This window comes from Pseudomonas triticifolii (genome assembly GCF_014358015.1).
Classification (GTDB): domain Bacteria; phylum Pseudomonadota; class Gammaproteobacteria; order Pseudomonadales; family Pseudomonadaceae; genus Aquipseudomonas; species Aquipseudomonas triticifolii.
Genome location: NZ_JACONV010000003.1, coordinates 17,291 through 39,929, shown reverse-complemented (window position 1 = coordinate 39,929; position 22,639 = coordinate 17,291). Strand labels below are relative to the sequence as shown.

Below are 22,639 nucleotides of genomic sequence, written 5' to 3'. Positions count from 1 at the left end.
GTTACAAACTCTCCGGCCGCTTTGCTTGCTCATCGTTGTTACCGGGCCGAACCTGAAGCCTCTATCGTCATCAAAGACCTGAGTCTTCACCGTCCTTCGGGGCAACCGATGAGAGCCCAGTGATGAACAGTCGTGTACGAAAATTTGCATGGGGCGCGTTGTGCGTCATGTTGAGTGTGAGCGCCGTTCAGGCGCAGACCCTGCCCAACAGCACCTTAGGCAATGGTGCCAGCAGCAACCCTTACAACAGCCCCATCCATCGCGCCAACCCCAACAGCCGCCAAGGTACCGAGTCGAGCATTCCGCCCTCGCGAGCGCCCAATATTGCGCCGCCGGTGCGCAGGCCAACGCTGGAAAACGGTGGTATCGGCAACGGCTACCCGACTCGTCAGACGCCGTCGCGCCCGGCCACGCAAACCCCTGACCCGCAACGTTCCAAGTGATCCAGTGACGTCACGTTCCCGTCTTGCGGCGGGACATCCAATTCATGCATAAGGAATCGCCCATGTTCAGAAAGACCCTGTTTGCGACACTGTGTGCCACCGCTGTCCTGAGCCTGCCACTTCCGGTAAGCGCCGCCTCTGCCGAGCAATACAAGAGCGAGCTTGGCACCGTCACGGTCACACCGATCGTTGAAGGTTTGAACTACCCTTGGGCGTTGGCGTTTCTGCCCGACAACAAAGGTATGTTGGTGACCGAACGCTCGGGTAATCTGCGACGGGTTTCGGCGGACGGCAAGCTGTCTGCGCCGCTCTCCGGTGTTCCGCAAGTCTGGGCCAGAAAGCAGGGCGGGCTGCTCGATGTGGTGTTGTCGCCGGACTTCGCCAAAGACCGAATGGTGTATCTGACCTACTCCGAAGGCAGCGGTAAAACGGCTGCCGAAGGCGATACCGCAGGCACCGCGGCAGGTCGTGGCCGGTTGTCGGCAGACATGACGAAGCTTGAAGATTTCGAAGTGATTTTCCGCCAGGAACCCAAGCTGTCAGTGGGTAATCACTTTGGCGCACGGATGGTCTTTGACCGCGACGGCTATCTGTTCATCGCGCTGGGCGAAAACAACGAGCGTGCAACCGCGCAAGACCTGGACAAACTGCAAGGCAAGGTCGTGCGTATCTTCCCGGATGGCAATGTTCCCAAGGACAACCCCTTCGTTGGCCAGAAAAACGTGCGCCCGGAGATCTGGTCCTATGGTCATCGCAACCAGCAGGGGGCAGCCCTGAATCCCTGGTCCGGCACATTGTGGACCAATGAACATGGCCCCAAGGGTGGCGATGAAGTGAACATTATCGAGCGTGGTCAGAATTACGGCTGGCCGCTCGCAACCCACGGCATCAACTATTCCGGCGAGCCGATTCCGGAAGCGAAGGGCAAGTTCGTCGAAGGCACCAAAGTGCCGTTCCAAGTGTGGGAAAAGTCACCGGGCATCAGTGGAATGACCTTTTATGACGATGGCCGTTTCAAAGCGTGGGATCACAACCTGTTCATTGGCGCACTGGCCACTGAAGAATTGATACGTTTGCAGTTCGAAGGCGACCGGATCGTTCACGAAGAACGTCTGCTCAAAGACATGAAACAGCGTATCCGTGATGTGCGTCAGGGACCGGATGGTTATCTGTATCTGTTGACCGATGACGATAAGGGGCAGTTGCTGAAAGTCGGGCTGGCGCAATAAGGCACGCGTTATACAACGCACAAAAAAGAAAATTCCCACCTGAAGTGGGAATTTTCTTATTGAGTCTGAGTGAACAAGCGCTGAAAGACTCAGCGCTGTGCACCCGCATCAACGATCCTGTTCGTCCCGAATAACAGCGCCGGTCTTGGCGTTGACATCGTAGTTCCACTCAACGCCTTTGGCGTCCTTGAGTTCGATCTGGTAGACGTAGTTGCCGCCCGCGTCTTTCTCCAGTTCGGTGTCGTGAATCTGAAAGCCCGAGTGCTTGGCCAAAGCCTGTTTGTTGAACTGCTCGAAGTCACCGACCGCGCCGGATTTTTGCAAGCGAATAACTTCATCTGGGCCGATATCGGCTTGAGCAACACCTGCAGCGGCAGTCAGGGCAACAGCAGCGAAGAGGGCAGACATAAGTTTCATAGGGTATTCCTTCTGATTGATCTGTTGTAATGGATTGTCGGCGTGCTGATTCGTTCAGTGCCTGTGTTGGAATCAGATTAGCGACGCATACTTAATTCACGCTTAATTAATCGACTGCGGTTCTTTATAGGATGGGCTGGATAGGATGGGCTGGGCGCTGCACGCGTAAAGTTTGCCGACCTGATTCGTTTGAAAAACAGCACGCACACAAAGGTTGAAAAAAACCGACGGTGAACGTAAAAGGTTGCCCCCTGCCTGAAGGTGCTTTGCGTCTGTCCAGGCGCATGATCTTCTGGAGTTCGACAATGAGTACGCCACACCGACCCGCTGCGCGTCTTGCGTTTCGCTTGCTGCCACTGGGCATGGCCGTTGCCTCACCCGTGCTGGCGGTCGAGCCGGTCAATCTGGCCGCAGTGAACGTCTCGGGCAGTCGGGAAGAAAGCGTGGGTGACTATCAGGCGGTTCGGGCGTCGATCGCCGGTCATGACCAGGCCACCCTGCTTGATACACCGGCGTCGGTGTCAGTGTTCACCGAGGCATTGATTCAGGACCGCCAGGCAAGACTGCTCAGTGAGGTACTGCGCAATGACGCGTCGGTGGGCGAAAGCTATGCCCCGGTGGGTTACTACGAAAACTTCGTGGTGCGCGGCTTCTCGCTAAATGCCGCCAACAGCTATCGCATCAACGGCCGCAGCATCACTGGCGAGCAGAACGTGGCGCTGGAAAACAAGCAGCAGGTCGAACTGCTCAAGGGCCTGTCGGGTCTGCAAAGCGGTGTATCGGAGCCGGGCGGTGTCATCAATTACCAGACCAAACGTGCAGAGGATGTGCGCTCGGTCACCGTGTCGACCAACGAGCACGGCGAACGCTACATCGCCACCGACGTGGGCGGCTGGTTTGGCAGCGAGCAGCAGTTCGGCTTGCGCGCCAACCTGGCGCATGAGGACATTCGTTCCTACGTCGAGCACGCCGACGGCCAGCGCGACTTCGCCTCCCTGGCGTTCGACTGGAACATCAGCGAGCGTGCCTTGCTGCAACTGGACGTCGAGTATCAGACCAAGGAGCAACGCTCGGTGCCCGGTTATCAGTTGCTGGGCGGCACAACCCTGCCGCACGACGCTTCGCCGCGCACATTGCTGGGCTATCAACGCTGGTCCAACCCCGTCGGCATCGATTCCCTGAACATGAACGGCCGCTTCGAGTACCGCTTCAACGATAGCTGGAAAGGCAGTGTCAGTGCGTCGCGCAGTCGGGTGGTCATCGATGACTACAGTGCGTTCGCCTGGGGGTGCTACGGTTCGGCCAGTTGCGCGGCAGAGGCGGTTCCGAATCATTTCAGTGCCGAAGGTGGCTATGACATCTACGATTTCCGCAGCCCAGACGACACGCGACGCAACGATGAGGTCGAGGCCGCTCTCTCCGGCACCTTTACGACCGGATCGCTTGCGCACGATCTGACCGTTGGCAGCAGCGCGTACCGGCGTACCGTCGATACCCGTGGCACCTTCAATGAGTTCGTCGGGTCCGGCAACATCAACGAGTCGCCTGAATCGGTTGCGCCGTCGGACCTGTCGTTGCCGCACACCGAGCGCCGTCTGGACAGCCGCCAGTACGGCCTGTTCTTGACCGACCGGATCAGCTTCAATGAGCAATGGCAGACGGTGCTGGGCGGGCGTCAGGTGCGTCTGGATGAGCAGGCCTATGCCGAGGACGGCAGTGATGCACGCCACACCGAGCGCTGGGTGTTTCTGCCTCAGGCAGCGCTGATTTACAAGCCAGTGGACAACGTTTCTCTTTACACCAGTTACAGCAAAGGACTTTCGCTGGGTGGCACGGCGGCCTGGTTTACCACCAACGCCAGCGAGATTCTGGCTCCGACCGTGTCACGCCAGCTTGAGGCGGGCGTCAAGTACGATTGGCAGCGTATGAGCTTCACTGCGGCGGTGTTTCAGGCGCGTCAGGCCTATCAGTATTCCAGACCCAATGACGACGGCACCTTCACCTACGTGCAGCAAGGCGAGCAGAAGAACACGGGGCTGGAGCTGGGTGCCAACGGCTGGGTCACTGATCGCCTGCAGCTTTCGGCCAGCGCGGCGGCAATTCGCGCACGGGTCGAGGGTAGCGGTACTGCAGTCTATGAAGGTCATCAGGCACTCAACGTTCCGAAATACCGAGGCAGTCTGCAAGCCGACTACAGCCTGCCGATTCGCGGGCTGGCCCTGCTCGGTGGCATGCAGTACAGCGCGAGCAAGATGGCGGATCGGGAAGGCTCCGTGCAGGTCAACGACTACGCGCTGTTCAACATCGGCAGCCGTTACAGCACGAAGATCAGTGGTTACGACACCGTCCTGCGCTTGACCGTCGACAACCTGTTCGACAAGCGCTACTGGCGCGATGCTGGCGAATACCTGGGCGACGACTACCTGTTCATGGGCGCCCCCAGAACCGCCAGACTCTCGGCCTCGGTCAGTTTCTGAACCCACTGCTGAGGCCCACGCAGAGCGTCCTGCGTGGCATTCCCGCGCAGGCGCGTGCAGTGTTCACCCATCTTGCTGGATGAACAAGGAACCCAGGGGATCTGTATTCCAAACCCCGCAGTTGGCCGCAAGCTTTGCTATTCTTCGCGCCCAGCGAGCGCGGGACGCGCTTTTCAGCCATGTATCGGGGGCTTCATGACGGCCATCGTTCGACCACCTCCACAGCCGTTCAGCCGTGGCGACTACAAGACTCTGGGTCTTGCAGCGCTGGGCGGGGCGCTGGAAATCTATGATTTCATCATTTTCGTGTTCTTTGCGCTCACCCTCAGCCAACTGTTCTTCCCGCCCGAAATGCCCGAGTGGCTGCGTTTGCTACAGAGCTTCGGTATTTTTGTGACCGGCTACCTGGCGCGTCCGTTGGGCGGCATTCTGATGGCGCATTTCGCCGACCGTCTGGGACGCAAACGGGTGTTCAGCCTCAGCATCCTGATGATGGCCTTGCCCTGCCTGCTGATCGGCATCATGCCCACCTATGCCCAGATCGGCTACTGGGCACCGTTGGTGCTCCTGGCCCTGCGCATTCTGCAAGGGGCAGCCGTCGGGGGAGAGGTGCCGAGTGCCTGGGTGTTCGTCGCCGAGCATGCACCGAACGGCCATCGGGGTTACGCCTTGGGTGTGTTGCAGGCCGGACTGACCTTCGGCTACCTGCTGGGCGCGTTGACAGCGACCTGGCTGGCCAGGGTCTTCAGCCCGGCGGAGATTCTCGACTGGGCCTGGCGCATCCCGTTCCTGCTGGGCGGCGTGTTTGGCGTGGTCGGCGTCTGGCTGCGTCGCTGGCTGAGCGAAACGCCTGTGTTCATGGCCTTGCACGCCCAGCGCGAAGGGCTGCAAGGACTGCCACTCAAGCAAGTCCTCAAAGATCACCGGGCTTCGCTGTTGCCTGCCGCCTTGCTGACCTTCGTGCTGACATCGGCCGTCGTTGTGCTGGTGGTGATCACGCCAACCGTCATGCAGCAACGCTTCGGCATCACGGCCAGCCATACCTTTGCCCTGAGTGCCGCCGGTATTGTTTTTCTGAACATGGGTTGCGTGCTGGCCGGCATGCTGGTCGACCGGATCGGTGCCTGGCGCGGTGTCATGCTCTACAGCCTATTGTTGCCGCTGGGGATCGGCGTGCTGTACGCCAGCCTGATCGAGGGCTGGTTGCCACTGGGTGTCGCTTACGCCATTGCGGGCCTGGCCTGCGGAATCGTGGGTGTCGTGCCGTCGGTGATGGTCGGCCTGTTTCCGGCCAGTATCCGAGTGTCGGGCATATCGTTTACCTACAACATTGCCTATGCGTTCTGGGCCAGCACCACGCCGTTGTTGCTGATCGCGTTGATGCCCTGGAACGTCTGGGTCTGCGTGCTTTATGCACTTGCGATGGGCGTAACCGGTCTGGTCACGGCCATCGTGTTCGGCGTGCGCAGAGGCGTTGTCGTCGATGATGTCGCACTGAGCCGAGCCGGTTAGCCACTCTTGTGCCTGGTTGGGTCTACGACCTCTGCACCGGGCCATCGCCCTCGTACACCGAAGACCTGTGCAACCCGTGAACGCCAGACAAGTCGATCCCGTCCAGCCCGGTAGGCGGGGTCGATTCAGCACGTTGAAAACGGACAGTCAGCGGGTGATTGGCTGGATCCAATTGTAACAACTGATTGTAATTATGAGTGTGCAAGTTTATCTTGCGCCTGTCTCGCCAAGTAACGTTTTATCAAACCCTCAGGTAAGTTCCCTTGTTTGCGCTAATCTGTGCAGGGCTTGCTTATGGGTTTTATATATAAATTAAATAGGATTTGTCTGGGCTTTTTGTAGGAGTTTTCTTTGGGGTTTTGAGTGTGTGATCGATTCAGGAATAGGCCTGCACACTATGTTCTGTCAGAGGCAATGTGTGCCGTGTGATAAAAAGATCATTAAATAAAATGGCGTCTGTGCCGATTCACTCTTGAAGTCATGGATGATGAATATGAGAAATGTCCTACAGTTTCATCTGTGCACGCAGTGACAATGGGAGGGAATACCATGTGGGTGACTATTCGGGAACAGGAAGTTCTGGGGCTCTTGCTTCAGGGATTTACCAACAAGGAAATTGCGCAGCAGCTTTGTATCAGCGGCTACACCGTGCGTGATCACGTATCTTCATTGCTCAGAAAGAATCAGGCCAAAACCCGGGCAGAGTTAATGGCACGTTGCGTGTCGCGTCTCATGGTGTCAAAAAATATCCTACCCCCTACATCTGTCGGATTGCCTGGCAAGATGATCTCTACATAATAGGTACTTGTAGGCTCGATCAGAAGCGCATCAAGCTTAGAGTGCCTGGGCGTTCGTTCTTTTTAAAACGTCAGGTTATACGATTCAGCCTATAAGGATTTACGGGTGCTGCGTCAGCACCCGAATAAACGTTTTACGGGTGGGGTGTTCTTGCGGGGAGGCAGGATATACCCATCCGGTGGCGAAGGGTCTTGTCGGCTGACGGTGGCGCAGCGTTTCAGACAGAGATACGGCACAACAACATTGGATCAACACTATAAAGGAGTCACTCATGAAAGTGTGTCTTGTTCGGCGAGCCTCGCGTTTCGATCAGTCATCGCGGCCGGAACCGCAACATCCAGACGTCGATACGATGACGGATGTGCAACGTGTCGCCCAGCGCCAGGCCGGCCTGTCGCGAGCCGTGCTCGCCGCCCAACAGGCAGCCCTGCTGGGCCCGACAGGGCACTTTGCAAACCTGTCCCGACAGGTTCGAAAGCAGGGCAGACAGGCACCCGTCCTCAAGGACATCAACGCTCTTGAAGACCACAACCGCCGGGTGCTGGCAGAGCAGGCCCTGCAATTCGTGCTGGCGGTCCATTGCCGGCGACCTCCGGCTGACAATCCGTTTCAAGGCATGACACGCGAATACCTGTGCTGCGTCGTATTCGATGAGGCAGCCCCCTACACACTGGTCGAGCGCTACGCAGCCGGCGATGCCCTGCGGCAAGTCGATAGCGAGTACTTCAGCAAGCTGATCGCGACGACGCGCGACACCGTCGAACGAAGAATCGTCTTCCATGGCTTGCTTGAGCACTTTGACCGACTACTGCCCATCGAAAAAAGTATCTATCCACTGGACTATCGCGCCGTGCAACAGGCGCACCTTGATCAGGAAGAAGCGCTCTACGGCAAACTGGAACTTGAACAGCCCATTCATGTGATTTTCGAAACACGCGAACCTCAATGGCTTGTCGATTACGTATCCTGACTTGAGCGTTCTGCCCACTGAGGCGTGGGTAACTATAAGCACTTCTCAAGCACCTGCCTTGTTTTTAATAATGCGCTGTCTCTATTGGAAGTAAGGAGTGTGAAAGTCTGTGCCCGTGCATGAGTGAATGCACGTGCAGGTTTTATAAAGTTTTCATGTGGTATTTATTTATAACATTTGGCAAGGCTGATGCGAGTACTTTTATTCAGGGGCCGCGAGATGACGGTTGCGGACCCTGGATCACGAGTTTAAAAACAGTCTTTCGGCGCTGACCCACTGTTGCGTGCGCAGATCGCCGGATCTTATAAATAAGGATTTTACGTATGAAAAAATTATTGCCTGTAGCGTTACTGTTTGTCTCGGTTGCCAGCGTGGCTGCTGATTTTTCGGTGACCACTACCCGAACACCTACTTCCATTATGGGGCCGGGACACAGTGCGTTTACCAGACACCAACTGAGGCTCTCGGAGTATGCACGTGGCGCGGCTATGAACTCCCGATTGCGAGGTATCTCTTGGTCAGCGACCATCTTTCCAGAAAGCACTGGAGAAGAAGCAAAGATCTGTTATCGGAGGGATGGTGTAAATGAAACGGCTTGCAGGGCTATAACGCCTGGCGAGCGTGATAGTACCGATGCATTTAATCATCTTGGGTTTAGTTATGCAACTGATGTTTTGATTAAGCACAAGGCTGCCAATGGGCCTTGGAAGAGCAATCCTGTGGGCCCTGAATCAGTAACCTTCCATTTGACATACTAAGAGACTAGCCCTTGGTGAATTTCGCCAAGAGCTAATTGGGAGAAGAGTATGAGAGTCCTGAGTTCTGGCGCGGAAGCAGTCAATGTAGCGACACAGTTGGATCAGAAGTTCATGTCGAGAGAAATGTCTTCTTTTTCTGGTTCTTTAGTTAAATCTGTATCCGCAAGATCAACGGTTGATATCAGTGGTCAAGCTCTTCTTAAGCAACGGATATTCGGTATTGACTGCCCCGAACGCTCTGCACCGGTATTGGGCCGGTCGGAGTGCGGCAGAATGAGGCCTGAAGCTGAATTTCTGACGCGGGACGATAGGGCTCTTCTCTGTGATATCTATAAATGGGCAAACGGTCACGGCGTTGATTTGGCGTACGTTGATGATCTTGCTTTTGAATTGGCAGAGTACAGAGAGTCGGATGATGGAAAACTAACGCTCGCTCACAACCAAGGGAAACTATATAGCGCTGAAGGGCATAGGGTTTTCTACAGCTTCACTGACAAGGATGCTGCAACAGCCAAGCGTATCCTGCAGAGCAAAGCGTTGGAGACGACAAGGCTTGATCATGGCTTTATTCGGTTCATTACCAATAAGGATTTCGGCTCCATTGGGCACAATAATTTTGACTTTATGGAGAAGGTCATTAGCAGGTTCTCTGCAAGCGTAACGAATGATCATCCGCCAGGTCCTGAGTTCTCGACATTCCAGTCTTCAAAAAATAGTTACATCCGGTCTTTATCCAAGGAGAAATATGGGCTGGGCAACGGTGATGCTCGGGAGGCTGGTAGCGATGTCGAATTGACAAAAAAATCAACAAAACCCAAACCCATCACTCTGGAATCCCTGCGCGCCGATCTGCGCCAGTCGTTGTTTCAAGCGATGGGGGTCAAGAGCTTTTCATCGCTGTTCGCGTTGTTGTTCAAGGACAAACGATAGTCCGCTAGGTCTGAACACCCATCGCGGAGCAGTCTTGTGTATCGGCGACGACCACCCGGTTGCGGCCCGTGCTTTTGGCGAGATATAGCGCCTTGTCCGCTTCGTGCAGCCAGATGGAGGTGTCGGCCAGCGAGTCATTGTAAGCCGCGACGCCGATACTGAGGCTTACCTTGAGGTCCTGGTGCGGCGAATAGGTGAATTCTTCGATGGCCAGACGTAGGCGTTCAAGTATTTCTCTGGCCTGAACCTGATGGGTATCCGGCAGAATGATGCAGAACTCGTCGCCGCCACATCGTCCGGTGAGGTCGCAGTCACGCAGGTTTTCCATCAGCGCCTGGCTGATGTTCTGCAGGACGGTATCGCCGACGAGGTGCCCGTACGTATCGTTGATCAGCTTGAAGTGGTCGATGTCGATCAGTGCCACCGTGCACGTCTGTTTCAGCTCCCGGCTCTTGGCAAACTCGATGTCCAGCAGGTCTTTCCAGGCGCCGTGGTTCAGCAGTCCGGTCAGGCTGTCGGTGCGGCTGAGCCTGCGCAGTACGTTGCGGTGCTCGGACAGTTTGATCGTGACCTTATGGCTCATCCAGCCAATGAAAATCGGGTAAATCATCAGCACCGGAAGGCAGGCATACACCTGCGCCGGATTACTGTCCAGGTGCACGGCAGGGTTGAGTATCAGCAGGGCGGCTAGCACGCCGAAGGCTTGTGCGATCAGGCCCCGCAGCATCAGGCGAGGGCCGGCTGCGGCCATGTTATGCATCGCCATCATCGCCACGACAGTGGCGGTGGGCAAAATGCTGAAACCCATGGCACCTATCCAGAAACCTCCGGCCAGCGAGTCGGCCAGAAGATTGCGCCATTCGGCCTTGTACGGTTCACGTGATGCACGGGCCAGTCGATAGGCAAGATGCGGCCAGATGAGCGCATTGAAGATCGCCAGTGGCCATAGCCAGAGCGCAGCGGTCACATGAAAAAGAGAGACCGCGACCGTCACGAAACCTACGCCGACCCCGAGTGTTCTGGGTGCGTAAATTCGCTTGGCAAATGCCTCGCCTCTTGCCTGATATACGTTCATAGCCTGTACCGGACATGGTGTAGAACCGGTCAGACAGCTCCCTCTGGACCGAAAGGCCTGAGTTTGAGGCTTTGCTCAGGTCGTGTGAAGGTCAAATTGCCATTATTTGATGAAGCTTGGTCGAGTCCATTGCGCGCGTGCGTTTTGGACCCAAGTCATCAGGCGTCGATAGACAGCCATCTCGTTCAGCCTCTGACAGTCTTTCTTGATCAGGCAGGCTGCCAATGGCTGAACCGATTTAATCGTCGGACTGAGTCAGGCTATTGCCTTTGCGTTGCGAAGCTTGGTCATCCAGGCCAGCACGATCGCCAGCAGGGCGACGACGGTCGCCACGTAGCCCACTGCTTCCAGGCCCAGATGTTCGATGGTGAAACCGCCGATGATGGAGCCCAGCCCGATGCCCGCGTTGGCGGCGGACACATTCAATGTACCTGCCAGGGCCTGAGCATGAGGCGCAGCGTTCATCACGCGGATCTGGCAGATCGGAAACAGAGCCGTGTGCGCAATACCCCATACCACCAGCACCACGGCCAACAATGGCATGGAGCCGGCAGCCGGAACGCTGGCGCTCATGCCCAATGCCAGCAGCAAGGCGAATACCATGGTTGAGCCCAACGGGCTGCGGTCTACATAGCGGCCTCCCAGCGTATTGCCGATCAGGCCTACCGCACCGAAGCCCATCAGCCACCAGCCCACCTGAGCCGATTCAATGCCTGCGATGCGCTCAAGCGTGTCTGCCAGGTAGGTGTAGGCACCAAACATCGCGGTAAACAGCAGGATCGACAGCAGCAGATTGGCGATGAAGTAGGGGTCACGCAGAATGCGTGCTTGCTGAGCCAGGCCGACTTTTTCGGTGCGCGCCATTTTCGGCATCGAGAGAGCCAGCAGCAGCGCCATCAGGGCCGACAGCAGCGTCAATGCCCAGAAAGCACCGCGCCAGCCTACTGCGTCGGCGAACACCGTTCCCAGTGGAATGCCGAACAGCATGGCGGCCGAGATGCCCAGATAGACCTGCGCCACGGCTTTGCCCGCCTGCTTGGGGCCAGCCATCATGCTTGCGGTTTCGCTGGCGGTGCCCCAAAACACGGGCAGCGCCAGTGCCGGGATGAAGCGTGCCAGTGCCAGCACCCACAGGTTGCTGGACATTGCCGCCAGCGCATTGGATGCCGCGAAAATCAGCAGGATAACGATGAAGGTCCGCTTGCGGTCCAGGTGCGACAGCATCGCTGTCAGAGGCGGTCCGAATAGCATGACGGTGAAGGCAAACAGCGTGACCAGCAGACCGGCTGTGGAAATGGATATGCCCAGGTCTCGGGCCATGGCCGGGAGCAGGCCGATGATCAGAAATTCGGTGGTGACGATGACAAAGCCGGCCAGCGCCAGGATAGCGATGGACAGACCCGCGCCTGTCGAGCGTTCGCCCGCAGCGCCCACAGCAGTTGTTTCAAGAGACGACATGACACAAAACCCGTTAGAAATAAGTGCGTCAGCTTATTGCAGAAAGTAATTCCTATCTTTGGTAAATATTCCATGCATTATGGAATCCATTTCATTAATAGGGTGCGTTGTGCTGTTTATGGATCGTCTTAAAGGCATCGAAACGTTTGTAGCGGTTGCGCATGCGGGCAGTTTTACGGCCGCTGCCGAGCGCCTCAATCTGACCAATTCGGCGGTCAGCAAAAGCGTGGCCCGCCTGGAAAATCGTCTGGGCATGCGCTTGTTTCAGCGCACGACCCGCAGCCTGTCGCTGAGCGAAGAAGGTGCCGCCTACCTTGCGGTGTGCACGCGCATGCTGGCCGAGCTTGAAGACGCAGAAACCGCTCTGGCCGCGCAACGCCGCGAGCCTGCCGGACAGTTGCGCATCGACTTGCCCGCGACCTTTGGCCGCCAGCATGTGTTGCCGTTGATCCTGGCGTTCACCGAAAACCATCCCAGGCTTCGCCCGCGCGTGACCTTCACGGACCGCTTCGTCGATATTCTGGAGGAGGGCGTCGACCTTGCCGTGCGCATCGGCGGGCCTCAGGTCTGGCCGGCCGGTCTGGGCCATCGCTATCTGGGCACCGAGCGCGTGATCTTTTGCGCAGCGCCTGCTTACCTGCACCGCCACGGTATGCCCCGCACATTCGATGAGCTGGCCGACCATGCCTGCATCCTCTTTGGACGAGGTGATGGCAGTATCAGCCCGTGGCTGTTTACCGACGCGCAAGGGCAGCCAGAAACGCGTGTGATCGAGCCACGTATCGTGGTGGGCAATGGCGAAGCACTGGTCGCCGCCGTGACGTCGGGGTTTGGCATCGCACAACTGGCAACCTGGCTGATCAAGGATCAACTGCAGCGCGGCGAGCTGGTGGAAATACTTCCAGATCTCTCCACCGAAGGTTTGGCCTTGCATCTGGCCTGGCCACGCAGTCGTGAGGCCTTGCCCAAGGTGCACGGTCTGATCGAGCTGTTATCAGGTGCATTGCGGGTGGACTGATTGATCAGCGTGAGCGGTCAGGCTGCGGTGCCCAAACGTCACACGCGGGCTGGGGTAACAGGAAGTCGCCATGACTTATCTGTTGCTGCTGCCGCCGTTCGTTAGCGTGCTGAACGGGTTTGCCGTTCGAATCACGGTTGAAGCGCGCACATAGGGAGGAAGCGCGGATCGGCTCGCGCCGACTGGATATCGAGCGATCCGCGTTCGCGGCGGATCGTTACTGACCGATGACCGCTTTTACCAGTGCGGCATGCTCTTTCGGGTTTTTAGCGTTGGACACCACGTTGAGAATCGCCGCACGCGTGCCGGATGCGGCCATGATCGTGGTGCTCAAGACCTGCGCATCGCTCATGGTTGCCGAGGTGTCGAGCTGGCGGATACCCAGGCCGTTCTTCTTGACGATTTTCTTCTCACCCAGCTTTTTGAAGTCCTTGTAGCCAGTGCTTTGCTGGGCAAGGATGCCAGTCACCAGACCCTCAAGTACCACGCTGTCGTTATCGCTGGCCTGCACGCCCATCGGGATCGGGGTTTCGGTGACGATGACCACGCGCTTGTCGGCGGCGTTGGAGTACAGCGCACCGGTTACGCCCTGCGCCTTGGCATTGGCATCGATCTCTGGCATCTCGCCTTGCACGTAACCGGCTGGCAACGTAAATGCCAGTTTGCCGCCCAGCAGCGAAGCTTTTTGAGCCGCAGCGGCGGTGGCTGCAGGCGCGTTGGTGGCCGCTTGAACACTGACGATTCCCTGAGCGCCGAACAGCGCCACGCACATCGCGATTGCCTTGAAACTGATAGACAGCATTGGAACTCCCTGATTGTCTGATGACAGATAGATAGCAGTGTGAATGGGGAATGTGAGCAGGCAGACAAAGAAAAGTGCCGCAACTGCGCTAATTCTTGCGAAAAATCGGCCGTATACCACGGCATTTGGGATACGCCGCACACCCCCAGAACTCCCCGGCATTTTTGCCGGTGCGGGCCACCTTGATCACCATCGGCTTTTTACAGTGCGGACAACCGGGCGTGGCGGGCTTGGGCTCGGGCTTGGAGATAGCGGGTCGATGCGGCTTTTTGCGCAGCCGGGCCGTGTTGCGGGCAGGTGGCTTGCTGGCGGGTGCCTCCGTCGGCGGCGACTCTGGTCGCAGTGCAGGCTCGGTGGGGTGTTCATGGCTGTGACGTGAACCCATGCCCTTGCGCAATGCCGCGAACAATCGGCGTATGACGTTGAGGGTTTTTGCTATCGGGGATGAGTTCTTGCGTGCCATTTTGGGGTTTCATGCCTTGGGTCAATGTCTTGCAACGGGCATGGTGCATAGTTCAAGACACCGAAGTAAAGCGGCCTTGCAGGTCTGCGCTGAGTCAGCAAGCTCAGGGTGGTCAAGCCTGACCTTTACGCTACGCCGAACCTGGCGTCTGACCGCTAATTGCTTGAGGCCGCTAAAGGCCCGTTCGTTTGAGTCGATACAAAGAGCAGAACGTCGGTTGTTACTTTGAAGGGCTGTGCTGCACCTTCAGGGCGGCTCCGGATTAGCGTGCAGTTATCAGGGAGTTGATCCATTCATGCGCGTCAATATGCCTATCACTCAGACTGAGCGAACCTTTCCCGCGTCTGAGCGCCTTATCTCCACGACCGACCTTAACAGCCATATCACCTACTGCAACGACGCCTTCGTCGCACTCAGCGGCTTTACGCGCGAGGAACTGATGGGGCAACCCCACAACCTGGTGCGCCACCCGGACATGCCGGCCTCGGTGTTCGCCCACATGTGGGAAACGATCAAACAGGGTAAACCCTGGATGGGCGTAGTGAAGAACCGATCCAAGCAAGGCGATTACTACTGGGTCAGTGCCTACGTCACCGCGGTTTATGAAAACGGTCGTATCGTTGGCTATGAGTCTGTCCGGACGCTGCCAACTCGAGATCAGGTGCGTCGTGCCGAAGCACTGTACATCCGCTTGCGCGCGGGCAAGTCCGCAGTCTCCAGCGTCAGCACGGCGGCCTATCATCTCGTCCGCCAGTTACCGATGATTTTGTGCGCTCTGGCCTTGATGGTCGGCGTTTATCTGCTGGACGACACCGCGTCGTTCGGCGTGATTCTGGCCGTGCTGATTGCACTGGGCAGCTTTCTTGAAATCCGCCATCGAAACAGCATTCGCCAAACCCTCGACGCACACCCCAAGGCGTTCAGCAGCGCGTTAGTTGCCCTGACTTACAGCGACAACCGTGGCCCGCAGGCACAACTTGACCTGGCCATGCTCAGTGAAGAAGCACGTTTGCAAGCCGCCTTGACCCGCCTGGCCGATACCGGCGAGAGCGTCAGGGCGCACGCCGGGCAGTCGGCCCAACTGTCGGTGCGTCAGGCTGAATCGCTGGATCAACAGCGCAGCGAAGCGGACCAGTCGGCGACTGCCATCAACCAGATGGCGGCGACCATTCAGGAAGTGACCCACAACGTACAGAACACCGCGCATGCCGCTGAAGAGGCCGACAAACTGGCTCAGCAGGGACGTGGTCTGGCCGATGAAAGTCTGCTGGCGATTCGGCACATGGCCAATTCCGTGACCGAGATCGGTCACGCAGTCGGTGAACTGGCCAGCGCCACGCAATCAATCGGCAGTGTGGTCGATGTGATTACCTCGATTGCCCAGCAAACCAACCTGCTGGCCCTCAACGCAGCCATTGAAGCTGCCCGTGCGGGCGAGCAGGGCCGAGGCTTTGCGGTAGTTGCCGACGAAGTCCGCTCGCTGGCGTCGCGCACGCAGTCTTCGACCGAACAGATTCAGCAGATCATCACGTCCTTGCGCGACGGTGCCGCCCGTGCGGTACAGACCGCCAACAAAGGCGAACAGATCTCGCTGGAAAGCGTCGCCAGCGTTGAAGCCGTGCAAAAGGCACTTGATGGCATCAGCCAGTCTGTCACCCGCATCACGGGCATGAGTCAGCAAATGGCCTCGGCGTCGGAAGAGCAGAGCCATGTTGCAGAAAACATCAGCCAGCAGATCACCCGTATCGCTCAACTCTGCGACCAAAGCGCCGGCCAGGCTCAACAAGGCTCGCAGATCAGCAGCGAGCTGGAGCACATGGCGGAGTACCTGCATAGCCTGGCAGAGCGGTTCAGTCGGTAGTCTTCGCGAGCAAGCTCGCTCCCACAAAAGCCGTCTTTGTTCAGTGGGTCAGGTTTTGCTTGAGTTGAGACGGCGCGGGCACTCATTGCACGAGTGTTTGCTCATCATGTGATCAGTGACGTTTCCACAGCTTGAATTTCAAACGCTCGGGCTTGTAGAAAAAACGTTTTCTCTCTTTGGGTGAGGGCAGCGATAGTGCATGAGCGATCACCATGAAAAGCGAGACCCAGCCCAGCACTGAGTTATCGACTGTGCCAAGAAATGGCAGCGTGCCGAGGCTCGCGAACTTAAAATGAACATGTCCGCAGGCTACGTTATAGATGATGAAGCCCCATAGTTTGGGTGCCGAAAAATGATGCCCAGAAAGCGCATACCTTGACCAAAACGCAGGAAAATAAAAGAGGGTCGTGGTGACCGTAAAGATAAGGTACGCGCTGACGTTACTCATACAGGCAACTCAGCTGATCAAAAACTGAAGCGGCTGTCACGGTGTCTGATGCCCGTTCAGTGACAAGTACAGCAAGCGGTGTCGTCTTGTAGGCTCTGATTTTGTCTGCGTCGTAGTACTTGAAAAGGCGCCATGCATCAGGCTTGACGACAAGACGAAAAACGCCATAAGCGGAAGGTCCTAAATCAGCCATTCCGTAAACTGTATTACCTTCGCATTCCCGTTTCCCTGCCACTTTTGCGACCGCCTGATAACCTTTCCTTACCGGACCTTCAACATCTGAGCGATCTTCCAGCAGATTTCGTCCGTTTTCATAAATATTGTTTGCACCGTGAGCAATCATTGCGCCGCCAAACACTGCGCAAAGCATGCCCGCGGACGCATAACAAATGCCAACACCACCCGTTACCTGCAGTACACCGGCCGCCAGACCTACCGTCTTCTGTCCAATCTCGGACGACTGCCTTAGCAGCCCATTCTGCTCTGCCTTTATGGCCTTCAGTCCCTCATCAACACTCTTCGTCCCGGCCTCCACATCCCGCACGATGGATCGGGCGTAGTAGGCCACTTCCCGATTGAATTGCAGACGGAGCGTGCCATCGTTGATGTGCCGTGCGGAGAGCGTGCAGGCTTGGCCTGCGAGGTGAGTGGCCGCTTCGCTGACTCGCCACAGGTCATGTTGTCCAGTGGTGCGCCTGTCTGGCAGGCTCATTGCTCTGCGATCCAGGAGGCATAGCCTGAGGTGTTCGCGAGGTGATGGGTCCAGATGATGTCGCGGTAACGGATAGCGACATGCTCCTGGGGTTCGGCGTCGTTCTGTAATATCGCGTGGGGCATGTCGAGTGTCAGGTCCGCGATGATGCATTCGCGTAGTTCAATGGTGTAGAACTTGTCTTGAGCGCCCGCAGACGAGGTGCGGTAAAAGTCGATCGTGCAATTGATGGGCTCTCGGTTGGCGAGCACCTGACCCAGCAGAGGAGATGACTTGTCGACGTATTTGGTGATGACGATAGGGCGGTGGGTGGCGTGTTTGATGTTGTCGATGTTGGCCATGTTGTGCGTAAACGACAGCACCATGATTTCGTCAACATGATCGACCTGGCAGCTGTTGCCAATCGAAGCCATGCTTGAGCAGCCTTTTGACAGAACCCCTCGCGTGTCGCTGGTGATCGTCATGTACCCGTGATTAGCCATGCTGCAATCGTCCTGATTGGTGAGGACGAGCAGTTTATTTTCGGGGTTTTGGAAAGAATGTAGGAAGCGTCCGAAAACGCTTCCGGCGAAAGATAATAATCCTGTGCTCCGCGCAGCGCTCAGGGCGCATTAACGCTTCAATACGCGTGACACCGGGCTGTTATCCTCAGCACGCCCAGTCCAGCTCCATCTTCTCCAGGTCAATCTGGCAGTTACCACCGCCGAAGTTGAAGCCGCCGAAGTCCTCTTCAAACTCGAGGTAGTAAGGACCAAATTCGGGATACCCCTGCACCGGATACATGGTGCCGCCCAAGTGGTTGCGGTTCGCAAACCGGTCCAGGCCCAGAGCCTCGCCTTCCTCGGTCACGTAGGGCCGGATGTAGCCGCTGTGCTCGCATTCATCGTCCCACTCGCGAGGCGGTTTGCCGACGTTAGGATCGTCTTCGCGCACCTGTGCCCTGATGGCGAACGCGGTATCCAGACCTGCTGCGCGCCCTTCGCCCGCTAGCCATGAGTAGGCGTCGGCATCGTGATTGCGCACAGTGGTATACAAATAGTGGTCTGCATAGCTCTTGTCCAGCCAGCCCGGCGTGCCTGTCAGCAGCGGGTTGCCGCGCAGATCCGGCGGGTTACACAGCGCGCCGTCAAATTCTGCCTGGGTCAGCCAGATGGCAACGTAGTGCGTGCCCAGTATGTCGGTCATGTCGAAATGGGAGGCGTGTCGAGCGTGACGGTGGGTCCAGAAGGGCAGCAAATCCTCGTCATCGGGAGGCGTGGACAGCAGCGGCGAGTCGAAGAAGTCTTCGACCTCGCTGCTCGGCGACAGCTCTTCCATCTGATCGTCAACGAACAGGCAGAACGCGACCCGCTCAGCGCCTTGCTTGCGGTATGGCTGCGGGACGTAGAGCGTGAAGGCGTGACGCAGAGGATGCCCCATGATCGGGCTCAGCGGCCATTGTTCGGTCGTGATACCTGGCGGCAGCCCGAGGCTCCAGCCGCCGCTCCACTCAGCACCACGCCCGGTTGCGCGCAGGTGCTGTTGAGGATCGCGAAGCAGGTCATAGGCCACCGTCAGATTCGGGTCGGCCAACAGTTTTACAGGCTCCGGATAGATTGCCCCCGGCTTTGAAATCTGGATGGCCAGAATCCTGTTCTCCGTCACCCGTACGAGCAGTTCGAATGCATCGTCCGTGCAATCCTTGAAGGTCAGCCATTCGGGTGGATCATCAGGCTCGCCAGCAGCAGGTTTCATATCAGGTCGTGCAGTCTGGGCCTCGGCGAGCGGCATGCCGATGTGGAGACGCTCGATCAACTGCTCCTTGGGAAACGACCGGTAAAAGCTGACGGTCCCCAGCACGCCCTGCGCGTCCACCCTGGCCCCATAACCCAGATCATGAACGCCGAGCAGATAACCGCTGTCAGAAAACGACAACCCATACTCGCCAGTCAGCCCGTCCACTGCTTCTTTTGGCATGCCGGGGCGCAGCGCTACGATCTTGGCAACGTTCATGTCTTCGGTTCCTCGGGACAGCCAGCGGGATCAGGTCGGGATTGCAGAGCATAGCAACCTCATGAGTGTTAAAACCCTATTTCTTGTCGGCACACAGGTGGTCTGGCAGCCATCCTGCGAGGCGAGTGTTCAGACCAGCACTCGGCGGCTGGCTGATGCCATCGCGGGCCTGTGAATCCCGACTCATACCCCTCGCCCCAAAACCTCATCCACCACGGCCATAAACGCCTCAACCAACAGCGAGCGACCCTGCGTTCTGGCCAGCATCAACAAATGCACGCGCGCCTCCGGCTCAGCCAGGGGTCGGTAGACCACGCCTGTCTTGGCCAGCGTTCGAGTGCATTCCGGCACCAGGGCGACGCCTTGGCCGGCTGCCACCAAAGCGATGATCGAGGTGATCTGGCGGCCGGACGGACCTGGGCGCAGCGGTAGGTCATTGTGTCGGTACAGGTGGCGGATCGATTCGTTGAGCCCGGAGCCATAGTCGGCCGGGAACAAAATCAGCGGGTAGGTGCTGAGCTGCTCAAGGGTCACGTCGTCCTGGCTGGCCAGCGGGTTATCGCAGGCGAGGGCGGCCACCAAAGGCTCTTCCATCAGCGACAGGACCTGCACGTCGGTCTGTTCACGCTCGGGCTGCAAGCGGCTGAGGCCGATGTCGATGCGGCCATCCAGCACCTGCGAGTACAGGCCGCTGGAGGCACTTTCCACCAGGGTCAATTGCACTTCGGGGAAGCGTTGCGCGAAGGCTTGGATGGTCTGGCTGAACAGGTCCGACAGCGCAATCGAACTGGCGTAACCCAGTACCAGTTGCCCGGCTTCTCCGGCTGCCAGCTTTCCGGCAATGACCTCCGTCAGGTTGGCCTGGTCCAGTACGGCGCGGGCGTAGGGCAGGAAGTGCCGCCCTTGTGCGGTCAGCGTGACCGTGCGGCTGGTGCGGTCGAACAGGCGAAACCCCAGTTCGGCTTCCAGCGCCGAAATCTGTCGGGTCAACGGCGGTTGCGCAAGGTGCAGGCGCAGTGCTGCACGGCCGAAGTGCAGTTCTTCAGCGACCGTCAAAAAGTAACGTAACTTGCGTAAGTCGAGCATCCTGTTCCCTGGGTATTGATCGGTCTGAATTCGGTATTGGTGTTGGCAGAGCGGCTCATTCTATAAAGACCCACCCGAATAAAACGAGAGGTCTCATGAATTCGCGCCTGCATAACGCTCGCGTCGCGCTTTTTTTGTGTGGATGTGCAGCCTTTCTCAATCTTTATTCGACCCAGAGCATTCTTCAGGAACTGGCCCAGAGTTTTGAGGTGAGCACCAGGCAAGCGGGTTGGAGCATCACCGTCACCACACTGGCCGTCGCCTTGACCGCGCCTTTTATCAGCCGTCTGACCGGTCGCTTCGAGCAACGCTCGGTGATTGTCGTCGCAGCGGTGATGCTGGCGGTGCCTGCGCTGTTTGCGGCCCACGCGAGCAGCTTTGCCGAGTTGCTGATCTGGCGCTTTCTGGAAGGCATGTTGATTCCGGTGGTCTTTGCCACCAGCGTGGCTTACATCGGTGACCGCTGGAAAGGCGGAGCCGTGACCGAAATCACCAGCCTGTACGTGGCCGGCACAGTGCTCGGCGGTTTTGCCGGGCGCTTCGTGTCAGGAACCATGACCGAATACGCGGGCTGGCGCGAGGCCTTTGAGTTGCTGGCGGTGCTTGGGCTGGTGGTGGGCCTGGCGATTCACATTCTGATGCCAGCAGATTCGCTGGCAACGCCCAAGGCATCACCTGTGCGGCTGAACGTTTATCGCGAGCTATGCCGCAAGCCTTTGCTGGCTGCTTATGGCGTCGGGTTTTGCGTGCTGTTTTCACAGGTCGCGACCTTTACCTACGCCGGTCTGCATCTCGGTCAGGCACCGTTCAACCTGGGCGCTGCGGCGCTGGGCGCTATTTATGCGGTGTTCCTGCTGGCGCTGGTGGTCATTCCGATCGCCGGACGCTTGAGCAAGTCCAGGCCGCAATCGGAGCTGTTGACCGGGGCCGCGCTGCTCGGTGTGTGCGGTTCGATCCTGACGTTAATGCCTTCGTTGTGGCTGATCGTGCTGGGTCTGGCCTTGAGTTCGACAGGGGTTTTTCTCGCTCAGGCATCTGCCAACGCCTTCATTGCCGCGACCGCCGGGCCCAACAAGTCCGGCGCGGTCGGGCTGTACCTGACCGCGTACTACCTGGGCGGCAGCTTTGGGGCTGTGGTGCCCGCGATGATATGGAATCACTGGGGCTGGCATGGATGCATGGCGCTGATCATGGGGTCGCAGCTGCTGTCGTTGCTGATCGGTCTGGCCGGCTGGAAGCCTGTCAGGCCCGATCGCCGAAATCCGCTTGCCGCACCTGCAACGTCCAAGCCGATTAATTTGCCCGATTCGTCATCCGATAATAACGGTTACAGGAGGTGATCATGAGTAACGTTGTGGCGCAGCAGAGTCAGTTGTTGAAAATCATTGAGCCTGTATTGAACGACATGCCCGCCAGTGCCCTGAAACATGCATTGTTCGAGGCATTTTGGGAGCAGGAAGAGGCGCTGGCGAGCATCGAGGAAGCCTTTATGACGCTCACCTCGCGTCGCCATTCGCCTGCGGTGCTGCGCAAGTTTTTTGCCAGTTGGTCGAAGACCAACAACTCTGCGGCCAGTGTGTCCGGCCTGGCCAATCGGCTGACGTTAATGGCCCGTGCAGAACAGGACCCCGAGGTTGCACGGCAGATCTACAAGGCGTGCGGCAGCCTGCAGCGCATTACCGACGAAGACCTGGGCGCACTGGGCAACACCCAGCATGCCGAGCTGTTCTACAACATGGCCACGCCATTGTGCGGCGATGATCAGTGGTTGCTGCGAGAGAACTGCCTGCCCTCGGCACAGACCTTCAAGGACTGGACCGACACCCGTCGCCTGCGCGATCGCGACCTGATGCAGGGCTTGCTCACGACGCTGGTTCATGAGGTGTACACCCACGGTGAGGTCGAGTTGATTCATCCGCTGTATGCGCAGTGGTTCGTGCGCGACATGGGCATACCCGATTCACGGGTCCGCGCCACGGTGGCTTGGGTCACGGTGCACACCGGAGGCACCGAAAGTAACCATTTTGCGCACGCGGTCGCCGCGATCAGCGAGTTTGTCGAAGCGCTGCAGATTGAGATCAATCCTGAGGCGGCGCGCAGCATCTTCTCCGAGTACCTGCGCCGCAAGGCGCATGTGATGATGGACTGCGCACGGCTGATGCACTGACTGAGCAGCACCTCACACGGAGC

Annotated in this window: 22 protein-coding genes and 1 pseudogene; 13 read left to right on the top strand and 10 right to left on the bottom strand. The window is 57.9% G+C overall.

The features are described 5' to 3' along the window. The first annotated feature begins 122 nt into the window (after window positions 1–122). Window positions 123–443, top strand: a complete 321-nt coding sequence (locus H8S56_RS07535) for a hypothetical protein (RefSeq protein ID WP_024686832.1) — start codon at window positions 123–125, stop codon at window positions 441–443. A gap of 62 nt (window positions 444–505) precedes the next feature. After that, window positions 506–1,672 carry a PQQ-dependent sugar dehydrogenase gene (locus H8S56_RS07530; RefSeq protein WP_187518289.1) on the top strand — a complete coding sequence of 389 codons (1,167 nt, stop codon included), beginning with the start codon at window positions 506–508 and terminating at the stop codon, window positions 1,670–1,672. 108 nt (window positions 1,673–1,780) lie between these two features. On the opposite strand, the gene H8S56_RS07525 is transcribed toward H8S56_RS07530, so the two are convergent. Beyond that, entirely contained in the window at window positions 1,781–2,089 is a 309-nt protein-coding gene (locus H8S56_RS07525; RefSeq protein ID WP_187518288.1) for a PepSY domain-containing protein, read from the bottom strand. Window positions 2,090–2,394: 305 nt separating this feature from the next. Between H8S56_RS07525 and H8S56_RS07520 the strand changes: the two genes are divergently transcribed. From H8S56_RS07520 to H8S56_RS07495, 6 genes are all read left to right on the top strand, one after another. Beyond that, window positions 2,395–4,566: a TonB-dependent siderophore receptor gene (locus H8S56_RS07520; RefSeq protein WP_187518287.1), complete on the top strand. Its 2,172-nt coding sequence runs from the start codon at window positions 2,395–2,397 to the stop codon at window positions 4,564–4,566. Window positions 4,567–4,761: 195 nt separating this feature from the next. Then, on the top strand, window positions 4,762–6,078 hold the full coding sequence (locus H8S56_RS07515) for an MFS transporter (protein ID WP_024695518.1): 1,317 nt from the start codon (window positions 4,762–4,764) through the stop codon (window positions 6,076–6,078). 549 nt (window positions 6,079–6,627) lie between these two features. After that, window positions 6,628–6,876 carry a helix-turn-helix domain-containing protein gene (locus H8S56_RS07510; RefSeq protein ID WP_032610655.1) on the top strand — a complete coding sequence of 83 codons (249 nt, stop codon included), beginning with the start codon at window positions 6,628–6,630 and terminating at the stop codon, window positions 6,874–6,876. Between the two features lie 271 nt (window positions 6,877–7,147). Further along, window positions 7,148–7,846, top strand: coding sequence for a hypothetical protein (locus tag H8S56_RS07505; RefSeq protein ID WP_187518286.1), 699 nt, complete (start codon window positions 7,148–7,150; stop codon window positions 7,844–7,846). A 323-nt stretch (window positions 7,847–8,169) separates the two neighbouring features. After that, window positions 8,170–8,604: a hypothetical protein gene (locus tag H8S56_RS07500; protein WP_187518285.1), complete on the top strand. Its 435-nt coding sequence runs from the start codon at window positions 8,170–8,172 to the stop codon at window positions 8,602–8,604. 48 nt (window positions 8,605–8,652) lie between these two features. Then, window positions 8,653–9,534 (top strand): hypothetical protein, encoded by an 882-nt coding sequence (locus tag H8S56_RS07495; protein WP_187518284.1) that lies wholly within the window; start codon window positions 8,653–8,655, stop codon window positions 9,532–9,534. A 4-nt stretch (window positions 9,535–9,538) separates the two neighbouring features. On the opposite strand, the gene H8S56_RS07490 is transcribed toward H8S56_RS07495, so the two are convergent. Together H8S56_RS07490 and H8S56_RS07485 are read right to left on the bottom strand one after the other, a co-directional pair. Then, window positions 9,539–10,609: a diguanylate cyclase gene (locus H8S56_RS07490; protein ID WP_187518283.1), complete on the bottom strand. Its 1,071-nt coding sequence runs from the start codon at window positions 10,607–10,609 to the stop codon at window positions 9,539–9,541. 255 nt (window positions 10,610–10,864) lie between these two features. After that, the gene (locus tag H8S56_RS07485) at window positions 10,865–12,067 is read right to left on the bottom strand and encodes an MFS transporter (RefSeq protein WP_024695522.1); all 1,203 of its coding nucleotides are present in this window, start codon (window positions 12,065–12,067) and stop codon (window positions 10,865–10,867) included. A gap of 109 nt (window positions 12,068–12,176) precedes the next feature. Here H8S56_RS07485 and H8S56_RS07480 point away from each other — a divergent pair, with 109 nt between their 5' ends. Beyond that, window positions 12,177–13,085 (top strand): LysR family transcriptional regulator, encoded by a 909-nt coding sequence (locus tag H8S56_RS07480; RefSeq protein ID WP_187518282.1) that lies wholly within the window; start codon window positions 12,177–12,179, stop codon window positions 13,083–13,085. A 217-nt stretch (window positions 13,086–13,302) separates the two neighbouring features. On the opposite strand, the gene H8S56_RS07475 is transcribed toward H8S56_RS07480, so the two are convergent. Both H8S56_RS07475 and H8S56_RS24685 read right to left on the bottom strand, forming a co-directional pair. Then, window positions 13,303–13,887, bottom strand: coding sequence for a DcrB/PsbP domain-containing protein (locus tag H8S56_RS07475; RefSeq protein WP_187518281.1), 585 nt, complete (start codon window positions 13,885–13,887; stop codon window positions 13,303–13,305). An 88-nt stretch (window positions 13,888–13,975) separates the two neighbouring features. Continuing rightward, a complete protein-coding gene (locus H8S56_RS24685) occupies window positions 13,976–14,350 on the bottom strand; it encodes a topoisomerase DNA-binding C4 zinc finger domain-containing protein (protein ID WP_328803365.1) in 375 nt (124 codons plus the stop codon). A 295-nt stretch (window positions 14,351–14,645) separates the two neighbouring features. On the opposite strand from H8S56_RS24685, the pseudogene H8S56_RS24840 reads away from it, so the two are divergent. Next, window positions 14,646–14,927, top strand: a pseudogene (locus H8S56_RS24840) (PAS domain-containing protein); the annotation flags it as partial. 207 nt (window positions 14,928–15,134) lie between these two features. Beyond that, on the top strand, window positions 15,135–16,211 hold the full coding sequence (locus H8S56_RS07465) for a methyl-accepting chemotaxis protein (protein WP_408003787.1): 1,077 nt from the start codon (window positions 15,135–15,137) through the stop codon (window positions 16,209–16,211). A gap of 112 nt (window positions 16,212–16,323) precedes the next feature. Here the strand turns inward: H8S56_RS07465 and H8S56_RS07460 are convergent, their stop codons facing one another. The 5 genes from H8S56_RS07460 to H8S56_RS07440 form a co-directional block, all read right to left on the bottom strand. Beyond that, window positions 16,324–16,659: a hypothetical protein gene (locus tag H8S56_RS07460; protein WP_024686819.1), complete on the bottom strand. Its 336-nt coding sequence runs from the start codon at window positions 16,657–16,659 to the stop codon at window positions 16,324–16,326. Beyond that, on the bottom strand, window positions 16,652–17,371 hold the full coding sequence (locus H8S56_RS07455; RefSeq protein WP_187518279.1) for a DUF4225 domain-containing protein: 720 nt from the start codon (window positions 17,369–17,371) through the stop codon (window positions 16,652–16,654). Before H8S56_RS07455 ends, H8S56_RS07460 begins: the two co-directional genes overlap by 8 nt. Further along, complete coding sequence (locus tag H8S56_RS07450) at window positions 17,368–17,853, bottom strand: Hcp family type VI secretion system effector (protein WP_187518278.1); 486 nt, start codon at window positions 17,851–17,853, stop codon at window positions 17,368–17,370. The genes H8S56_RS07455 and H8S56_RS07450 overlap by 4 nt, the downstream gene beginning before the upstream one ends. Before the next feature lie 166 nt (window positions 17,854–18,019). Further along, window positions 18,020–19,363: a DUF7256 domain-containing protein gene (locus H8S56_RS07445; RefSeq protein WP_187518277.1), complete on the bottom strand. Its 1,344-nt coding sequence runs from the start codon at window positions 19,361–19,363 to the stop codon at window positions 18,020–18,022. Window positions 19,364–19,546: 183 nt separating this feature from the next. After that, window positions 19,547–20,449, bottom strand: coding sequence for a LysR family transcriptional regulator (locus H8S56_RS07440; protein ID WP_024686815.1), 903 nt, complete (start codon window positions 20,447–20,449; stop codon window positions 19,547–19,549). Between the two features lie 95 nt (window positions 20,450–20,544). Here H8S56_RS07440 and H8S56_RS07435 point away from each other — a divergent pair, with 95 nt between their 5' ends. Next, window positions 20,545–21,789: an MFS transporter gene (locus H8S56_RS07435; RefSeq protein ID WP_187518276.1), complete on the top strand. Its 1,245-nt coding sequence runs from the start codon at window positions 20,545–20,547 to the stop codon at window positions 21,787–21,789. A gap of 2 nt (window positions 21,790–21,791) precedes the next feature. Continuing rightward, window positions 21,792–22,616: a hypothetical protein gene (locus H8S56_RS07430; protein WP_024686813.1), complete on the top strand. Its 825-nt coding sequence runs from the start codon at window positions 21,792–21,794 to the stop codon at window positions 22,614–22,616. The last annotated feature ends 23 nt before the right edge of the window (window positions 22,617–22,639 follow it).